This window comes from Achromobacter xylosoxidans A8, assembly GCF_000165835.1.
Lineage (GTDB): Bacteria > Pseudomonadota > Gammaproteobacteria > Burkholderiales > Burkholderiaceae_B > Achromobacter > Achromobacter xylosoxidans_B.
This window is the reverse complement of record NC_014640.1, coordinates 2277948-2293983: the sequence shown is the minus strand read 5'-3', so window position 1 is coordinate 2293983 and position 16036 is coordinate 2277948. Positions and strand designations below refer to the sequence as shown.

The 16036-nt window shown below is 65.8% G+C and carries 14 protein-coding genes; 2 read left to right on the top strand and 12 right to left on the bottom strand.

Annotated elements, in window-relative coordinates; genetic code table 11:
- Positions 1–11 precede the first annotated feature (11 nt).
- Positions 12–437 carry a nucleoside-diphosphate kinase gene (ndk, locus tag AXYL_RS10775; protein ID WP_006393972.1) on the bottom strand — a complete coding sequence of 142 codons (426 nt, stop codon included), beginning with the start codon at positions 435–437 and terminating at the stop codon, positions 12–14.
- Positions 438–778: 341 nt separating this feature from the next.
- Between ndk and AXYL_RS10770 the strand changes: the two genes are divergently transcribed.
- Positions 779–3673 carry a valine--tRNA ligase gene (locus AXYL_RS10770; RefSeq protein ID WP_013392822.1) on the top strand — a complete coding sequence of 965 codons (2895 nt, stop codon included), beginning with the start codon at positions 779–781 and terminating at the stop codon, positions 3671–3673.
- A gap of 120 nt (positions 3674–3793) precedes the next feature.
- Here the strand turns inward: AXYL_RS10770 and trmD are convergent, their stop codons facing one another.
- The 3 genes from trmD to rpsP all read right to left on the bottom strand — a co-directional run bounded on the left by trmD (position 3794) and on the right by rpsP (position 5584).
- Complete coding sequence (trmD, locus tag AXYL_RS10765; protein WP_013392821.1) at positions 3794–4618, bottom strand: tRNA (guanosine(37)-N1)-methyltransferase TrmD; 825 nt, start codon at positions 4616–4618, stop codon at positions 3794–3796.
- Entirely contained in the window at positions 4618–5235 is a 618-nt protein-coding gene (gene rimM, locus AXYL_RS10760) for a ribosome maturation factor RimM (RefSeq protein ID WP_013392820.1), read from the bottom strand. The genes trmD and rimM overlap by 1 nt, the downstream gene beginning before the upstream one ends.
- 88 nt (positions 5236–5323) lie before the next feature.
- A complete protein-coding gene (gene rpsP / locus AXYL_RS10755) occupies positions 5324–5584 on the bottom strand; it encodes a 30S ribosomal protein S16 (protein WP_013392819.1) in 261 nt (86 codons plus the stop codon).
- Positions 5585–6008: 424 nt separating this feature from the next.
- On the opposite strand from rpsP, the gene AXYL_RS10750 reads away from it, so the two are divergent.
- Complete coding sequence (locus AXYL_RS10750) at positions 6009–6590, top strand: hypothetical protein (protein ID WP_013392818.1); 582 nt, start codon at positions 6009–6011, stop codon at positions 6588–6590.
- Positions 6591–6665: 75 nt separating this feature from the next.
- On the opposite strand, the gene AXYL_RS10745 is transcribed toward AXYL_RS10750, so the two are convergent.
- The 8 genes from AXYL_RS10745 to AXYL_RS10710 form a co-directional block, all read right to left on the bottom strand.
- Positions 6666–6935: a sulfurtransferase TusA family protein gene (locus AXYL_RS10745; RefSeq protein ID WP_013392817.1), complete on the bottom strand. Its 270-nt coding sequence runs from the start codon at positions 6933–6935 to the stop codon at positions 6666–6668.
- A complete protein-coding gene (gene alaS / locus AXYL_RS10740; protein ID WP_013392816.1) occupies positions 6935–9559 on the bottom strand; it encodes an alanine--tRNA ligase in 2625 nt (874 codons plus the stop codon). Before alaS ends, AXYL_RS10745 begins: the two co-directional genes overlap by 1 nt.
- An 81-nt stretch (positions 9560–9640) precedes the next feature.
- Entirely contained in the window at positions 9641–10687 is a 1047-nt protein-coding gene (locus AXYL_RS10735; RefSeq protein ID WP_041653201.1) for a type II secretion system protein, read from the bottom strand.
- Between the two features lie 17 nt (positions 10688–10704).
- Positions 10705–11325, bottom strand: coding sequence for a type 4 pilus major pilin (locus tag AXYL_RS10730; protein ID WP_013392814.1), 621 nt, complete (start codon positions 11323–11325; stop codon positions 10705–10707).
- A 62-nt stretch (positions 11326–11387) separates the two neighbouring features.
- The gene (locus AXYL_RS10725; protein WP_013392813.1) at positions 11388–12524 is read right to left on the bottom strand and encodes a hypothetical protein; all 1137 of its coding nucleotides are present in this window, start codon (positions 12522–12524) and stop codon (positions 11388–11390) included.
- Complete coding sequence (locus AXYL_RS10720; protein ID WP_013392812.1) at positions 12517–14268, bottom strand: ATPase, T2SS/T4P/T4SS family; 1752 nt, start codon at positions 14266–14268, stop codon at positions 12517–12519. Before AXYL_RS10720 ends, AXYL_RS10725 begins: the two co-directional genes overlap by 8 nt.
- Positions 14265–14759 (bottom strand): hypothetical protein, encoded by a 495-nt coding sequence (locus AXYL_RS10715; protein ID WP_013392811.1) that lies wholly within the window; start codon positions 14757–14759, stop codon positions 14265–14267. The genes AXYL_RS10720 and AXYL_RS10715 overlap by 4 nt, the downstream gene beginning before the upstream one ends.
- Entirely contained in the window at positions 14746–16014 is a 1269-nt protein-coding gene (locus tag AXYL_RS10710) for a hypothetical protein (protein ID WP_013392810.1), read from the bottom strand. The genes AXYL_RS10715 and AXYL_RS10710 overlap by 14 nt, the downstream gene beginning before the upstream one ends.
- Between the last annotated feature and the right edge of the window lie 22 nt (positions 16015–16036).

The following is a 16036-nucleotide window of genomic DNA, read 5'->3' as shown; positions in this document are numbered from 1 at the left end:
TTCCGCGAAAATCAACGGCTGTGGATGTTGATTTCGGGGAAGAAGAAAGCGACTTCGACAGCGGCCGTTTCCGGAGCGTCCGAGCCGTGCACGGCGTTGGCGTCGATGCTGTCGGCGAAGTCGGCGCGGATGGTGCCGGGAGCCGCTTTCTTGGGGTCCGTGGCGCCCATCAGGTCGCGGTTCTTCAGGATGGCGTCTTCGCCTTCCAGGACTTGCACGAACACGGGACCCGAGATCATGAAGTCGACCAGGTCCTTGAAGAAGGGGCGTTCCTTGTGCACGGCGTAGAAACGCTCGGCGTCGGCGCGCGACAGCTGGGCCAGGCGGGCAGCGATGACCTTCAGGCCAGCTTGCTCGAAACGGCCGACGATCTGGCCGATGACGTTCTTGGCGACGGCGTCGGGCTTGATGATCGAGAGGGTGCGTTGAATGGACATAAGAACTCCGAAAACTGATTTCTGACTTGGTTTCTGATGAATTGCCTGGCGTGGCTCTGCGCTTGTCGGTGTCACCCTTGAAGCGTCATCGCGCTGTTGGCGCGCAGGAGGTCCGAAACGCATGCTTGTTTCGGGCCGTCCCGAACCACTAGGCCAAGGCAGGGATTCGACACTGCCTACCTGTTGGACTCGCCCGGAATCCTCAATGAATTCAGGGACTTCTAAAAGGTTTACAGTAACCCGGTATTCTAACACGCTGAGAAGACCGCATTACATCTTAAAATGTGCGGTTTGCCGCCCGCACCCTTAGCTCGGGCGCCCCTGTTTGCCGGAACCCTGCAATGACTCAAGCTGCCCCCCCGAACGCCGCGAATGCCGCGAGCGACGCCCAGGAACTCTCCAAGAGCTTCGAACCCTCCGCGCTGGAATCCCGCTGGTACGCCGAGTGGGACAAGCGCGGGTACTTCCAGGCAGGGCAACATGTAAAAACGGGGACCGAAAGCCACCCCTACGTCATCCAGTTCCCGCCTCCTAACGTGACGGGCACCCTGCACATGGGCCATGCCTTCAACCAGACCATCATGGACGGCCTGGTGCGCTACCGCCGGATGCTCGGCGACGACACCGTATTCATTCCCGGCACCGACCACGCCGGCATCGCCACGCAGATCGTGGTTGAGAGACAACTGGACGCCCAGAAGGTTTCCCGCCACGACCTGGGCCGCGAAAAATTCGTGGAAAAGGTGTGGGAGTGGAAGGAAAAATCCGGCAATGCCATTACCGAGCAGGTCCGCCGCCTGGGCGCCTCGGCCGATTGGCCGCGTGAATATTTCACCATGGACGAGCGCATGTCGCGCGGCGTGGTGGAAACTTTTGTGCGCCTGCATAAACAGGGACTGATCTACCGCGGCAAGCGCCTGGTCAACTGGGATCCGAAGCTGCTGACGGCAGTGTCCGATCTGGAAGTGGTGTCCGAGGAAACCGACGGCCACATGTGGCACATCCTCTACCCCTTCGTCGACGGCCCGCAAACCATCGTCGACAAGGACGGCCAGACCGTCACGCTGCGCGGCCTGACCATCGCGACCACCCGCCCGGAAACGATGCTGGCCGACGGCGCCCTGTGCGTCCACCCCGAAGACCCGCGCTACAAGCACCTGGTCGGCAAGGAAGTGGAACTGCCGCTGTGCGACCGCAACATCCCCATCATTGCGGACGATTTCGTCGACCCCGAATTCGGCACGGGCTGCGTGAAGATCACCGGCGCCCACGACTTCAACGACTACGCCTGCGCGATGCGCCACGATCTGCCCCTGATCGTGATCTTCACGCTGGACGCCCACGTCAACGAGAACGGCCCCAAGCAATTCCAGGGCATGGAACGCTACCAGGCGCGCAAGGCCGTGGTGGCGCAGCTGGAGGCCGAAGGCTATCTGGTCAAGGTCGAGCCGCACAAGATGATGCAGCCCAAGGGCGACCGCACCGGCGTCGTGCTGGAGCCGATGCTGACGGACCAATGGTTCGTGGCGATGAGCAAGCCCGCCCCCGAAGGCACGCTGAACCCGGGCAAGAGCATTACCGAGGTTGCGCTGGAAGTGGTGGCCGACGGCCGCATCCAGTTCTACCCGGACAACTGGACCACCATCTACAACCAGTGGCTCAACAACATCCAGGACTGGTGCATTTCGCGTCAGCTCTGGTGGGGCCACCAGATTCCCGCCTGGTACTCCGAGGACGGCCAGATCTTCGTGGCGCACGACGAAGCCGAAGCCAATGCCCAGGCCCGCGCGGCCGGCGTGACCGGCGAGCTCAAGCGCGACCCGGACGTGCTGGATACCTGGTTCTCGTCGGGCCTGGTGCCCTTCACCACGCTGGGCTGGCCGGAAAACACCCCCGACCTGCAGCGCTACCTGCCGTCCAGCGTGCTGGTCACGGGTTTTGACATCATCTTCTTCTGGGTCGCCCGCATGGTGATGCTGACCACCCACTTGACCGGCCACATCCCGTTCAAGCACGTCTACGTGCACGGCCTGATCCGCGATGCCGACGGCCAGAAGATGAGCAAATCCAAGGGCAACACGCTGGATCCGGTCGACCTGATCGACGGCATCGACCTGGACGGCCTGGTGGCCAAGCGCACCTACGGCCTGATGAATCCGAAACAGGCGGGCGCCATCGAGAAAGCCACGCGCCGCCAGTACCCGGACGGCATCCCCGCCTTCGGCACCGACGCGCTGCGCTTCACGATGGCCGCCTACGCCACGCTGGGCCGCAACATCAACTTCGACCTGAAGCGCTGCGAAGGCTACCGCAACTTCTGCAACAAGCTGTGGAACGCCACGCGCTTCGTGCTGATGAACACCGAAGGCCACGACCTGACCGGCCCGGAAACCGGCGAAACGTCCTTCGTGGACCGCTGGATCGTCAGCCAACTGCAGGCGCTGGAGGCCGACGTGGCGCGCGGCTTTGCCGACTACCGCTTCGACAACATCGCCAATTCGCTCTACCGCTACGTGTGGGACGAGTACTGCGACTGGTACCTGGAACTGGCCAAGGTGCAGATCCAGACCGGCACGCCGGCCCAGCAGCTGGGTACGCGCCGCACGCTGATCCGCGTGCTGGAAGGCGTGCTGCGCCTGGCGCACCCGATCATTCCGTTCATTACGGAAGAACTCTGGCAAAAAGTGTCGGTGGTGGCCGGCAAGCGCAAGGAAGGCGTCGCCGACAGCGTCAGCGTCCAACCCTACCCGCAGGCCAACCCCGCCGCGGTCGACACCGCCGCCGAAGCCGATGTCGCCGAGCTCAAGGCCCAGGTCGAAGCCGTGCGCGCGCTGCGCGGCGAGATGAACCTGTCGCCCGCGCAGAAGGTGCCGCTGTGCGCCCAGGGCGATGCACCCATCCTCACCCGCAACGCGCCGTACCTGGCCGCGCTGGCCAAGCTGAGCCAGGTCGAGGTGCTCGACACCCTGCCCGACGCCGGAGCGCCGGTCCAGGTCGTGGGCAACAGCCGCCTGATGCTGCACGTCGAAATCGACGTGGCGGCGGAACGCGTGCGGCTGGACAAGGAAATCGCGCGCCTGGAAGGCGAAATCGCCAAGGCCAACGGCAAGCTGTCGAACGCCAGCTTTGTCGAGCGCGCGCCGGCTGCCGTGGTCGAGCAGGAAAAGGCGCGCATGGCGCAGTTCGGCGAGACGCTGCAGAAGGTGCGCGAACAGCGCGTCAAGCTGGGCAACTAAGCCCTATCGCTACGCTGGAAGCAAAAACCCCGGAATTTTGTTCCGGGGTTTTTTGTTTGCCTGCCGCGGCAAGACATTCGCGGCGCAGGGATCGCCGGCAAACGTGCAGTCGAAGAAGGTTCAGGAGGCCTTGGGCAGCTTGGGCCGAGATGGCCGGCGCCGCTTGACCGGCTCCGGCAGCGGAGTACCCGCCAACTCGGCCAGAAAGCGCTCATCGGCCAGGGTCAACACCCCTTTTGCGCGAGCAGCCTCGATCAGTTCGGGACGCCGGGCAACGGTCAGCTCCAACGAACGCTCGCGCCGCCAACGGGCGATGTTCGCGTGATGCCCGCTAAGGAGAGGCGCCGGCACGGGCTCGCCTTGGTAGACCTCGGGGCGCGTGTAGTGCGGACTGTCCAGCAGGCCGGACAAGGCGTCGTTGAAGGAATCCTGCAGCGCGGATTCGCCATCGTTCAGCACGCCAGGCAACAGGCGCACGGCGGCGTCGATCACGGCGAGCGCGGCAATTTCCCCGCCCGACAATACGAAGTCGCCCAGCGAGATTTCCTGCGTGACGCAGCGCGCAATGAAACGCTGGTCCACGCCTTCGTAGCGGCCGCAAATGAGGATCAGACCCTCGCTTGCTGCCAGGGATTCGGCGCCCGCCTGATCGTAGCGCCGGCCGACCGGAGCCAGCAGCGCAACAGGAGCGCGGCCCAGGCCAAGCGCTGCGCGCGCGTCCTGGGCGGCATTGACGGCGGCTTCCAGAGGCCCCGCCATCATCACCATTCCGGGGCCGCCGCCGTAGGGGCGGTCGTCCACGGTGCGGTGCACGTCGTGCGTGAAATCACGAGGATTCCAGGCATGCAGGGACCACCGGCCCTGGGCATGCGCCCGGCCGGTGACACCCAGGTCCCGCACTACCCCGAACATTTCGGGAAAGAGCGTAACGACGTCTATACGCATCAAATATCCGCCGGCCAGTCGCTGTCTATGCGGCGAGCTGACAAATCGACGGCGTGTATGTGCGCGCGCACGAACGGAACAAGCATTTCGGCGGGCCGGCCTTTGGCGTTCAGGATGGGCTCGGGGCCTTCAGCCCCAACCCGTTGGCGCAAGACCCTCAGAACGGCATGAGCGCCGTTATCGAGGACCTCGTCGACCACGCCCAACAGCGCAGGTTCGCCAGTGGCGCTGGTGTACAACGCACAACCGATGAGATCGACCCAGTAGTATTCGTCTTCCTCGGGCGCGGGAAAGGATCCCCGCGGCGCCTGCACGGAACAACCGCGCAGGGCTTCGGCCTGATCGCGGTCCGCAATGCCAGCCAGCTGAGCCACCACGGTGGCTCCTTGCGAACGGGCTTGCACGACCTTGTATGCGACAGGCGCAGACGCGACAACGCCCCGCGCCAGTTCAGGCACAGGGCGAGTCAACCACCATTGAGATGCTGAGAGCAGCACTTCGGCATTGGCCGAATGTGGCTGCACCTTGACCCAGCCTTTCACACCGTAGGCTGCACTGATGCGGCCCAGCTCGATCAAATCCGTCGGCGCCGCGTTGGAGGTTGCGGCATCAGGCATGTATCGTGCTCTTGGTAACTATGAAGCAGCTATGAATGGCAGCTTTTAAGCGCAGTAAAGCTCAGGGCTCGGTAAGCGACGCAGGCAATTAAGCCGCGGCGGAAACCTTGGCCGAGTACTCTTTGACCAGACGCTCGACAGCAGGCGACAGTTGGGCGCCGTTGCCGGTCCAGTGTTGCACGCGATCCAGCGCAATGCGCAGGTTTTCCGTGCCTTCGCTGGCTACGGGGTTGTAGAAACCCACGCGCTCGATGAAACGGCCGTCGCGACGGTTACGCGAATCGGTGGCCACCAGGTTGTAAAACGGACGCTTCTTGGACCCACCGCGGGCCAGGCGAATCACCACCATAGGTAATCCCTTGAATTAGTTGTGAAAAACGGGAAATTCTAGCACTTAAACAAGCCTGCTGGCAAATGGCAGTGCCGAATTGTGCGTAGCGGCGCGATTTGTATCCTAAAACACCACATCCAGGTATTCTACAAACACACGGGCCGGGGCCCGCGCCGCAGTGCCAAGTGTAGCCGCCCTGCCCCCCTCGTGCCTGTCTTAGTGCGTCAGAACTCAGTGCGTGTGAAGAAATAGCCCGATTGAGGAGATCGGTTTTATGTCGACCTACGCAAGACCCCGCGCTTCGATCCCCCCTGCCGCCTGTCCACGGCGCCGCCACCGCACCTGCTTCAAGCCATCCCCTTAATGGCGGCCCACCTGCCGCCTGTCTCTGCTTTTTCCAGCGGTTTTCCCCCAACTTCCTCTAACCGGAGGGTGCACCACCATGAAGAATCAGAAATCAGTCTTCACCCCTGTTGCGCGCCTGGCCCTGGCGGGCCTGCTGGCGGGCGCTTTGGCCATGCCGCTTGCAGCTTCGGCCCGTGTCATGGGAGCCGCCCTGACGACCGCCTCCGGCAAGGTCACCGCTGTGGACCCGGCCACCCGGACCATCACGCTGCAGGGCGAAAACGGCAATAGCGTAGACATTCAGGCTGGCCCCGATATCCGCAACTTCCAGCAGATCAAGCCCGGCGACACGCTGACGCTCGACTACTACGAGTCGGTAGCGGTGGACGTGCGCCCGGCCGGATCTGGCATTCCGGAGGTCAAGACCGAAACCGCGGCAACCCGCAGCGCCAAGGGAGCCATGCCTGGCGGCGCTGCCGGACGCCAGACCACCATCACCGCCGAGATCTGGCACATCAACAAGAGCGCCAACCTGGTGACGCTGAAGGGTCCACAAGGCGGCATGCGTACCATCCAGGTCCAGGATCCGGCCCTGCAGGCACGCCTGCAGCAGTTGAAGGAAGGCGACCTGGTGGATTTCACCATTACCCGGGCAGTCGCGGCGGCCATCCGCAAGTAAGCAGGGGCTCCACCCATGCGAAAGGGCCCGCCTTGCGGCGGGCCCTTCTACGTGGCGTGTACTACCGGCAACCGGTCAGCGCCGCCGCAGGAAATGCACCCCGTGGCCATCAACCTCTTGTTGCGCCACCAGCACATTGCCGGTCTGGCGGGCGAACGCCTGGAAGTCGCGGATCGCATTGCGATCCGTGGTGATGACCCGCAGCACCTCACCGCTGGCCATCTGCGCCAACGCCTTCTTGGCGCGCAGGATAGGCAAGGGGCAGGTCAGGCCGCTGGCATCGACTTCGTGCTCGAAGGACGGCGCCTGCGCGCCGCCATCAAGGCTGGTATCCGCCCCGCTCATCACAGACGCTCGTCCACCCATTTCTGCACGCTGGCGATCGCCGCGGGCAAGGCTGCCAAGTCCGTGCCACCGCCCATGGCCATATCGGGACGGCCGCCGCCCTTGCCGCCCACCTGGGCCGCGACGAAGCCGACCAGATCGCCCGCCTTGACGCGGCCGGTCAGGTCGGCGGTGACGCCACCCACCACGCTGATCTTGCCATCGGCCGAACCCGTGGCCAGCAGCACGACAGCAGGCTTCAGGCGGTCTTTCAGGTTGTCGACCATGCCGCGCAATGCCTTGGGATCCACGTCGCCGATGCTGGCGGCCAGGACCTTGATGCCCTTGACCTCGACCGCGGCGCTGGTCGCCAGATCATTGCCAGCGCTGGCGGCAAGCTTGTTGCGCGACTGTTCCAGATCCTTCTCGAGACTCTTGACCTGTTCCTGCACCTGCGCGATACGCGCCGGCAGGTCCGCGGGCGTGCTGCGCAGCATGCCCGCAACCTGGGTCAGCAAGGCGTTCTGGTTCTGCACCCAGGCCAGCGCGTTATCGCCAGTGATGGCCTCGATGCGACGCACGCCAGCGGCCACGCCGCCTTCGGACACGATCTTGAACAGGCCGATGTCGCCCGTGCGGCTGACGTGGGTTCCGCCGCAGAGTTCGCGCGAGAAGCCGATGTCGAGCACGCGGACCGTGTCGCCGTATTTTTCGCCGAACAGCGCCATGGCGCCACCCTTGACGGCGTCGTCATAGGCCATGACCTGCGCCACGGTGGGCTGGTTGGCCAGGATCTCGGCGTTGACGATGGCTTCGACGCGAGCGATCTGCTCGGCGGTCAGCGGCGCATCCTGGGCGAAGTCGAAGCGGGTCTTGTCGGGATCCACCAGCGAGCCGCGCTGCTGCACGTGCGCGCCCAGCACCTGGCGCAGCGCCTTGTGCATGAGGTGAGTGGCCGAGTGGTTGCGCACGGTGCGGGCGCGGCGGACCGCGTCGACGCGCGCAAGCAAGGTATCGCCCACGGACAGCGTGCCGGACTCCAGTTCGCCGTGGTGGCCGAACACGCCGGCCTGGATCTTCAGGGTATCGGCGACGGCGAAACGGACACCGTCGGCTTCCAGCAGGCCGGTATCGCCGACCTGGCCGCCCGACTCCGCGTAGAACGGAGTCGCGTCCAGCACGACGACCGCGCTCTGGCCTGCCTTGACCTGCTGAACCTGCGTGCCGTCGACGTACAGGGCCGTGACCTTGACGCCATCCAGTTCGAGTTTTTCGTAGCCTTCGAAGCGCGTGTCCGCGCCTTCGTAGCTCAGGCCTTCGGCCATCTTGAACTTGCCGGCGGCGCGCGCCTGGTCGCGCTGGCGTTCCATGGCGACCTCGAAACCGGCCATGTCCACGTCCAGTTCGCGTTCGCGGCAGATGTCGGCGGTCAGGTCCACCGGGAAGCCGTAGGTGTCGTACAGCGTGAACAGGGTCATGCCGTCCAGTTGGCCGCCCTTGGGCACGTTGGCCAGCGCAGAATCAAGGATGCGCATGCCGTGTTCCAGCGTTTCGCCGAAGCGCTCTTCTTCCTGCTTGAGCACCTGGGCGACGCGGTCGGCCGTGGCGGCCAGTTCCGGATAGGCGTCGCCCATTTCGGCGACCAGGTCGGGCACCAGGCGGTGGAAGAACGGCTTGGTCTGGCCCAGCTTGTAGCCGTGGCGCAGCGCGCGGCGGACGATGCGGCGCAGCACGTAGCCGCGGCCTTCGTTGCTGGGGATCACGCCATCGACGATCAGGAACGAGCAGGCGCGGATGTGGTCGGCGATGACTTTGAGCGAGTTGTCTTCCAGGTTCTTGATGCCAGTTTCGCGCGCGGCGGCGGCGATCAGGTGCTGGAACAGATCGATTTCGTAGTTGGAATGCACGTCTTGCAGCACGGCGGCGATGCGTTCCAGACCCATGCCGGTATCGACACAGGGACGCGGCAGGCGCGGCATGTTGCCGGCGGCATCGCGTTCGAACTGCATGAACACCAGGTTCCAGATCTCGATGTAGCGGTCGCCGTCTTCTTCGGGCGATCCCGGGGGGCCGCCCCAGATCTCGGGACCATGGTCATAGAAGATTTCCGAGCACGGGCCGCAAGGACCGGTATCCGCCATCTGCCAGAAGTTGTCCGACGCGTAGCGCGCACCCTTGTTGTCGCCGATGCGAATGATGCGCTCGGCCGGCACGCCGACTTCCTTGGCCCAGATGTCGTAGGCTTCGTCGTCTTCCTGGTAGACCGTGACCCAGAGCTTCTCGGCGGGCAGCTTGTAGACCTGGGTCAGCAATTCCCAGGCGTACTGGATGGCGTCGCGCTTGAAGTAGTCACCGAAGCTGAAGTTGCCCAGCATTTCGAAGAACGTATGGTGGCGGGCGGTATAGCCCACGTTCTCCAGGTCGTTGTGCTTGCCGCCGGCGCGCACGCTGCGCTGCGACGAGGTGGCACGCGTATAGGACCGCGATTCCTTGCCCGTAAAGACGTCCTTGAACTGGACCATGCCCGAATTGGTGAAGAGCAAAGTCGGATCGTTGCCCGGGACGAGCGACGACGAGGGAACAATGGTGTGTCCCTTGGACTTGAAGAATTGCAGAAACTGCTGGCGAATCTCGGAGGATTTCATCGTGGGCGAAGCAGAATTTAGGCGAATTTTTGATTATAGAGGGTTGGCGGGGATCCCAGGAAAAGAGGCCTTGCGGCAGACTCAGCGCACGCAGACGTAGCCTGTGGTCCAGCCTTCCGTCTCGGTCCATTTCCCGCCCGCTGAAACAATCACGGCCTTGTAGCCGGTGGGGCATGAGCACTCGCCAGTCCGGGGATTCGCAGTGGACGTGCCGGTGTAATGGTAGCAACCCAATGGGCTGTTGAAGCTGTACGCCCCGCCGAAGCCGCCGCTTGCGGGCCCCCAGGCCTGGGACTGGCATGTCAGCAGCTCTCCCTGCTCCGAGGTGGCCATGGCGCCGGTGGCGACACTGCATGGCTGTCCCACGCTGGCGCGCGCGCCGACTGTAAGATGCGAGCCCACCCGCGCCGAGGACGCGACGCTCAGCTCCCCCTGCAGCTGCGGATCGCGCGTATCCCGGATCCTGACGTAGCGGTCCAGATCAGGACCGCCAGCGTCCGCTCCCGCCCACAGGGCGAGCGTGCCCGGCGCGTAGGCCGCCCCCCCGGACGCCGCCGGATTGGCGAAACTGAACGCCGCGCCGCGCACCAGACCCGGCGACGCCGGCCACACCGCCCCGCCATAGCCGCCGGCCGCATCGATAACGGCAGCGATGCCGGTCAAGTCAATGGATTGCGTCCCCGTTTTCAACAAGGGCGTGGCGCTGTAGACCAGTCCATCCATCCGACAGCGTTCGCCCGGGCATGCCTGCGACCTGACGATCTGGATCTGCGCCGAAAAACCCATGGCGGACCGCTCGGGAAAATCGGCCGGCAGCAGCCCCAAGCCACGCAATTCGCCCACGGTGGGCGCAAGCGGGTCCGCGAATAGTGGAACCCCCTGTTCGCTACGTGGCAAATCCCCCTTGGCAAGGATGGCGGAATGCCGAGCCAACACCTCGGTTAGCGCCAGGCGGATCTGCGTCAACCATACGCCGGAGGCACGGCCTGCTGCGTCTTCGATCCGCTGCACCACCTGACCGGACGCCCAGATGGCCACCATGGCGCTCAAGGCCAACGTCACCGCCAGGCCCGGCAATGAGAACCCGCGCTGACGCAAAGCCGCAGCGGCACCCGACCGAGCCGTCATGCACCACAGCGGCGGGCTCATTTTGCGACGAATACGAAGGTGTTGACGTCGCCCGGGCTGCACTGCGCCTGGGCCAGGGCCGCCCGGTAAGGCACGCTGGGCGTCGCAAACGCGTCCTTCACAAGCCTGAGGCCGCCGCCCCCTCCACCGATCGAGATGGTCTCCGACATCCGTTGCAGCACCGAGGCCAACGATGGGCATGCCGCCTGGCTGACGTTGGTCAGCTTGATGGAGAACGCGGAACCCTGTCCCGCGCTGCCGAACGAGGCGGCAGCGACCTCGACCACCCCATTGCCTCCCACGCCGCTGCCGCCCAGGCCATGGGCGATGCGCGCCGCGCCCCCGGACCCATCGATGGCCAGCACGCTGGACTCCCGCAAGGCATTGGCCATGGCGCCGGTGTCCAGGCCTGCATACGGAGTGACCCCGCCCCCCTGCGCATTGGTCTTCATGCTGGCAATGAAACGCTGCAATTCCTCTCCCACCTTGGGCACCTTGTTCTCAACGACGTAGGCGCCGATGGCCGGAATGCCGACGATCGCAATCAACAGGACGATGGCGGTGACGATGGAGACCTCCATCAACGAAAAGCCGCGCTGCCGGCTGGCGCGGAACGGGATTGCGTGTACGTAATGCATGGTTGCTTTCCTCGTGAGATGTAGCGCGCGGGCCGATTGGCGCCGCGTGCCTGATGCAGCCCCTATTGGCTGGCATAGAAATTAGTCAGCGCCTGGCGTAGTTCATCGATCACGCCGTAATGCCAGAGCGTGATGCCCAGCACGGCGCCCACGGACGAGAGCAGCAACGCCCAGCGCAACACCGATGCCTGGCGGCGCACCCGCGCCAACAGGCGCGATTCGACGCGAAGCCGCACCTGTGCAAGCCCGGCTTCCATGCCCAGGGCATCCATCATGTCGGCCATGTACCACCATGTGTCCGCGTCCAGCAGGCCCGTGCCGAAGATCTCCGGGCCGGTCTGGCCGCCGTCTATCCGCCCCAGCATGTCCAGCAGATGCCAATGCATCCAGGGCGCGGCATCGCGGGCCTGCACGGCCAGGGCGCGCCGCAAACGGGTGTCGGCCGCGCCGTGCTGCCTGACCAGCACGGCCAGCAGCGCAAGAAAGCGGATGGCGTGGAAATCCCGGTAGAGCCGCCACAGCAGCCAGCGGTCCAGCCGCGGCCGCGCAGCGCCCGTGTAACGCGGCAGCGACCACAGGCTCAGCAAGACCAGGCCCGACAACAGCACCAGCCACAAGGCCAGCCATTGCCGCAGGCCCTGGGCCAAGGCGAACAGCGCGCGGGTCAGCCGGCCATAATCCTCCGCCGGCACGGCCTGGAATACCTGCTGCAAGCGCGGCACGCTGAAAAAGGGAATTGCGCATAGCAAGGAGAATGCGACAGCCGCAGCCGCGAGGCCCGCCGCCGCGGCCGAGACCAGCGCCAGCCACGCATCCGACGCCAAGCGCACGGCCCGCGCCACATCCCGCAACGCGGCGGACAGATCGCCGCCCTCTTCCTGCACGCAGCTGAGCAGCACGCACTCGCTGGACGGCAGCGTGTCCGTCCAGGCCGCGCCCAGATCGCCGCCGACCTCCAGGTACATGCCCGCCCAATGTCTCGACAGCCGGCCGCGCACGGTATCTTCGCCATGACGGCGCGCGTCATCCTCGAAGACGGCGCGCAGATTCTTGCGGCCCTGGGTTCCTTCGACCAGGTCTGCAAGGTACTCGTAATAGTCAGCTCGCCCCGCACGAAAGCGCAGCGCGTCCAGGCGCAACAACAAGGTCCGGCCGGAAGAGGGGCTGAAGGAAAAATGCGGCAGCAGCGATCTAGCCATGGCCGCCCCCGCCGGCGCCGACGCCGCGCGCAGGCACGGGCGACGGAAAATCGAAGCGGCGCAGCAGGGAACGAGGATCGACTTCTCCGCAGCTGACCTTATACAGAGCGCAGTCCCGCGCCGATGCACCGCGCGCAGTCTCGCTGCGCCAGACCGTAGGGCCGGCGGCCTCGGCCAGGCGCTTGAGCCCGACGTTGTCGCGTGCGCGCACGCGCTCAAAAAAACCTTCGACACGCTCGGGCTCAAGCATTTCGGCTGCCACGCTGCGGCCGGAGATGCCGTTCAACTCAGGCAGTTGCGGCCGCCTGCAAGCGCTGCAACCCGCCGCATTCCTGACCCTGAGCGTGGCGAGATCCAGCAGGAACTCCTGCTGCATCCGCTTCGACCATGCCTGCCAGTCCGGGCGCTTGCCGCCGTCGGCTGCTCTGGACCACAAACTGTCCACGGGCAGCGAACAATGGCTGCACAGGCGCGGCAGCAAGGTCTGGTAGACCAAGAGCTTGAGGATGCCGGGCGTAGCCAGAAAATCCCGCGACACGCCGATCGAATCCGATGCCAAGCGTTCGGGTATCAGCACGGCGCCAGCGGCGTGGGTGGTCGTGTACAGGCTGACGCCGGAGCCGGCCAGGTCCATGAACGCCCGGCCGGTGTCCATGTCCCGGATCTCGCCGATCAGCAGGTCATTCATCGCCGAGCGCTTGATGGTCTTGAGCTTGGCGTCGAACGCCGGCCAGGCTGATTCCGCCAGAGCCCCTCCCAGCGTGTTCTGCAAGGCATTGTCGATGACGTATTCGACCGGATCCTCCAGCGTGATGGCCTTGCGGGTGGGCGCGATGCCGCGCATCAGCGTCGCGATGGTGGTCGATTTGCCGGAGCCGACCACGCCTGCCAGCACGATGGCTCCGCCTTCGCGCTCGCGCGCTCGGGCAAGGATTTCCACCTGCGTGGGCAGGTAGCCCAAGGCCAGTAGATCGGCGTTGGCGGTCGCGTCCAGTCGCAAGATGCGCAAGCAGACCGAAGGCCCGGCATCGGCGGCCAGTGAAGCCCAGCGCAGCACGATGGGTACGCCATCGATGTCCAGCCCGATGCGCCCTTGCTGCTCGAGCGCCGGGTCGAACACCGCGCCGTTGCCTCCCTTGACATCCATCCAGGCCACCGCCAGGACCTCCAGCAGCGTCGCGTTGGACAGGCCCGCAAAGCGTTCCGTGCCCACGTATTCCCCGCCGATGGTGTAGCGAATCTCGCAGGCGGCACGGCGCCGGTTGACGTTGATGTGCACGTCGCTCGCTCCCTGCGCCACGCCCCAGCCCACGATGTCGAGGAACATCGCGGCCAGGGCCGAGGCTCGCTCCTCCTGCCGCTGCTTGCCGCGCCCGGCCAACGCTGGCGCCGCCAACTGCCCGCGGGCGATCATCAACAGCAGCGGCGCGGGCAGCTGATAGCGCGGCACGCGCGCCAGCCGATAGCCGCGCGCCAGCACCATGCGCTCGACCTCGTCGATCTGATCGCCCAGTGTGTAGTCCTTTACGGCGAACACAGCGACCTCGCCGCTTTCCAGCAATACGGGACACAGCCTGCCGGCGAGCGCGGCGAGATCGAAGTCGCGCCCGAGCGGTCGCGCGAATGGTGGCTGCAGGCGGGCGATGTCTTCAGGCGTTTGAAGCTGGGGCGGCTCCCAGCCCGCCACCGTGGGAAGCCCCACATCGGCATGCGTCGCGACGGGCTGAAGGGCATGCACGGTCATGGCTGCCCCCTGCCCGCATCGACGCAAGCTGTGCGTTCGGTATCGCCGCGGCGCAACTTCACGCAGCTATCGTCGATGGCCAGCAACAGGTAAGCGCGGCTGTCGACGGCTCCCGCGACAGGTTCGCCCCTACCCGCCTGATAGCGGAGTACGGCACCATTGATGGCGATATCGACGCTCAAGCGCCGCGCAAGACCGAAAATCGCCATTACCCGGATCTCGTCGGAGGCCCTGGCGGGTGGCGCTACCGACGCCGCGAACTCGGCCCCCTGACGGCACAGGCCGGGGACCCGGCAGTCCGCCAGGGCAGCCGCCGCATCCGCACGCAGCAAGGCGCGCACGGTTTCGGTCTCTGGCCACGGTCGCGGTTCCTCGGCCTGCGGCGCCGGCTGGCCGTGGGCGGCAGGCACCAGCGCGGCTGACACGAGCAGGCGCCCGATGAAGCCTGCCGCGAGGTGCGGGCGCGCGCCGCCGCCCCTATTCGTGTTCATAGATTTCTCCCTGTAGTTCGGCAACCAGCGTGCTGGAGACGAGGCTCGGCCGGGGTTGCGCCTGGATGTCCAGCGACAGGCGGGACCATTTGGCCGCCACGATGGCGCCATCCAGCAGCGCGAAGGAACGTAGCGGCCCCCGCAAGGTGATGGCGCGGCTGCGGATAACAGGCCGCGCCGCGTATGTGACGCCAGCCTGCCCGGTGGCAGGCGGCGACTGCGTGGGCAAGGGCAGCGGCAATGCCGTCGCCAGAACGACGGAAGTAAAGGCCGCCCGCATCCTTTGCAACGCGGCGACCATCCCGGTGTCGAGCTGCAGCGAGGTGGGCAGAACCCTGTCCGCCAGCCAAGTCGGCGAGGACGCCGTGCGCCAAGACAGCGTGGCTTCCTCCAGAGGCTGAAATGAAACCTGCCAGCCGACGGGCCGCAGCGCGTGCAGGACGTCGTTGGCAGCCTGAGGATGAGCCCTGACGTAGACAGCGGAACAATTCCAGGCCTGCTCCGCAGCCAGGCAACGCGCGCGGCTCAGCGCCCAGCCGCGCATCTGTATCGGCAATCTGCCCAAACCGTCCAGCAGGCGGGTGACTTCGCCGGGAGCGTGAACCACGGTGCTTCGCAACAGGACCTGGTACGGATCCGGCTGCGGCTCCAGGCCCTGCGGATCGGCATGGGCGGGTGGTTCGCGGCCGGACCATGGGGCTATCAAGCTGCTCCACAATTGCGGAGCAATGGCGGCAACCCCCGCGCAGGCCAGGAACAACCGGAACGCCAGCGGCAGCTCGCCCCAGCGCGACGACAACACGGCCAGGCGCGCGGCCGGGTCCGCCGCCTGCATCAGCAAGGCCCAGGCTTCGCCGGCTTCCTGCGCCGGCAACCCCGGCCGCCGGGCGCGCAACAGCGCCTGTTCGCGCAAGGCTTCGTCGAGCGTGGCGAACACTCTGTCCGCCTGCGACAGCACGGTGCCGCGCTGCGCCGCCACCAACCAGTGCCCGCCGCCGGGCAGGCTGATCAGGCTGTGGCCCCCATCCGGATACAGCAGGGCATACAGTTGCGCGGCCGCCTGGATGTGCCGATGCCCGCCCCGCCCCGCTCGCGAACCGCCACGCCACGACGGACGCACGCGGCCATAACCGGCCACCATGGCCGGCGCTCCGCCCACCACGTAGTGGCTGGCCCGCAAGCGGCGCCCGCGCGAACGCGCCAGCGCGGGAATGTTGGAGCCGATCAGGGCGAACCAACGCAAACCGAATGCCAAGGTGCGGCCTGTGTCTGGAACG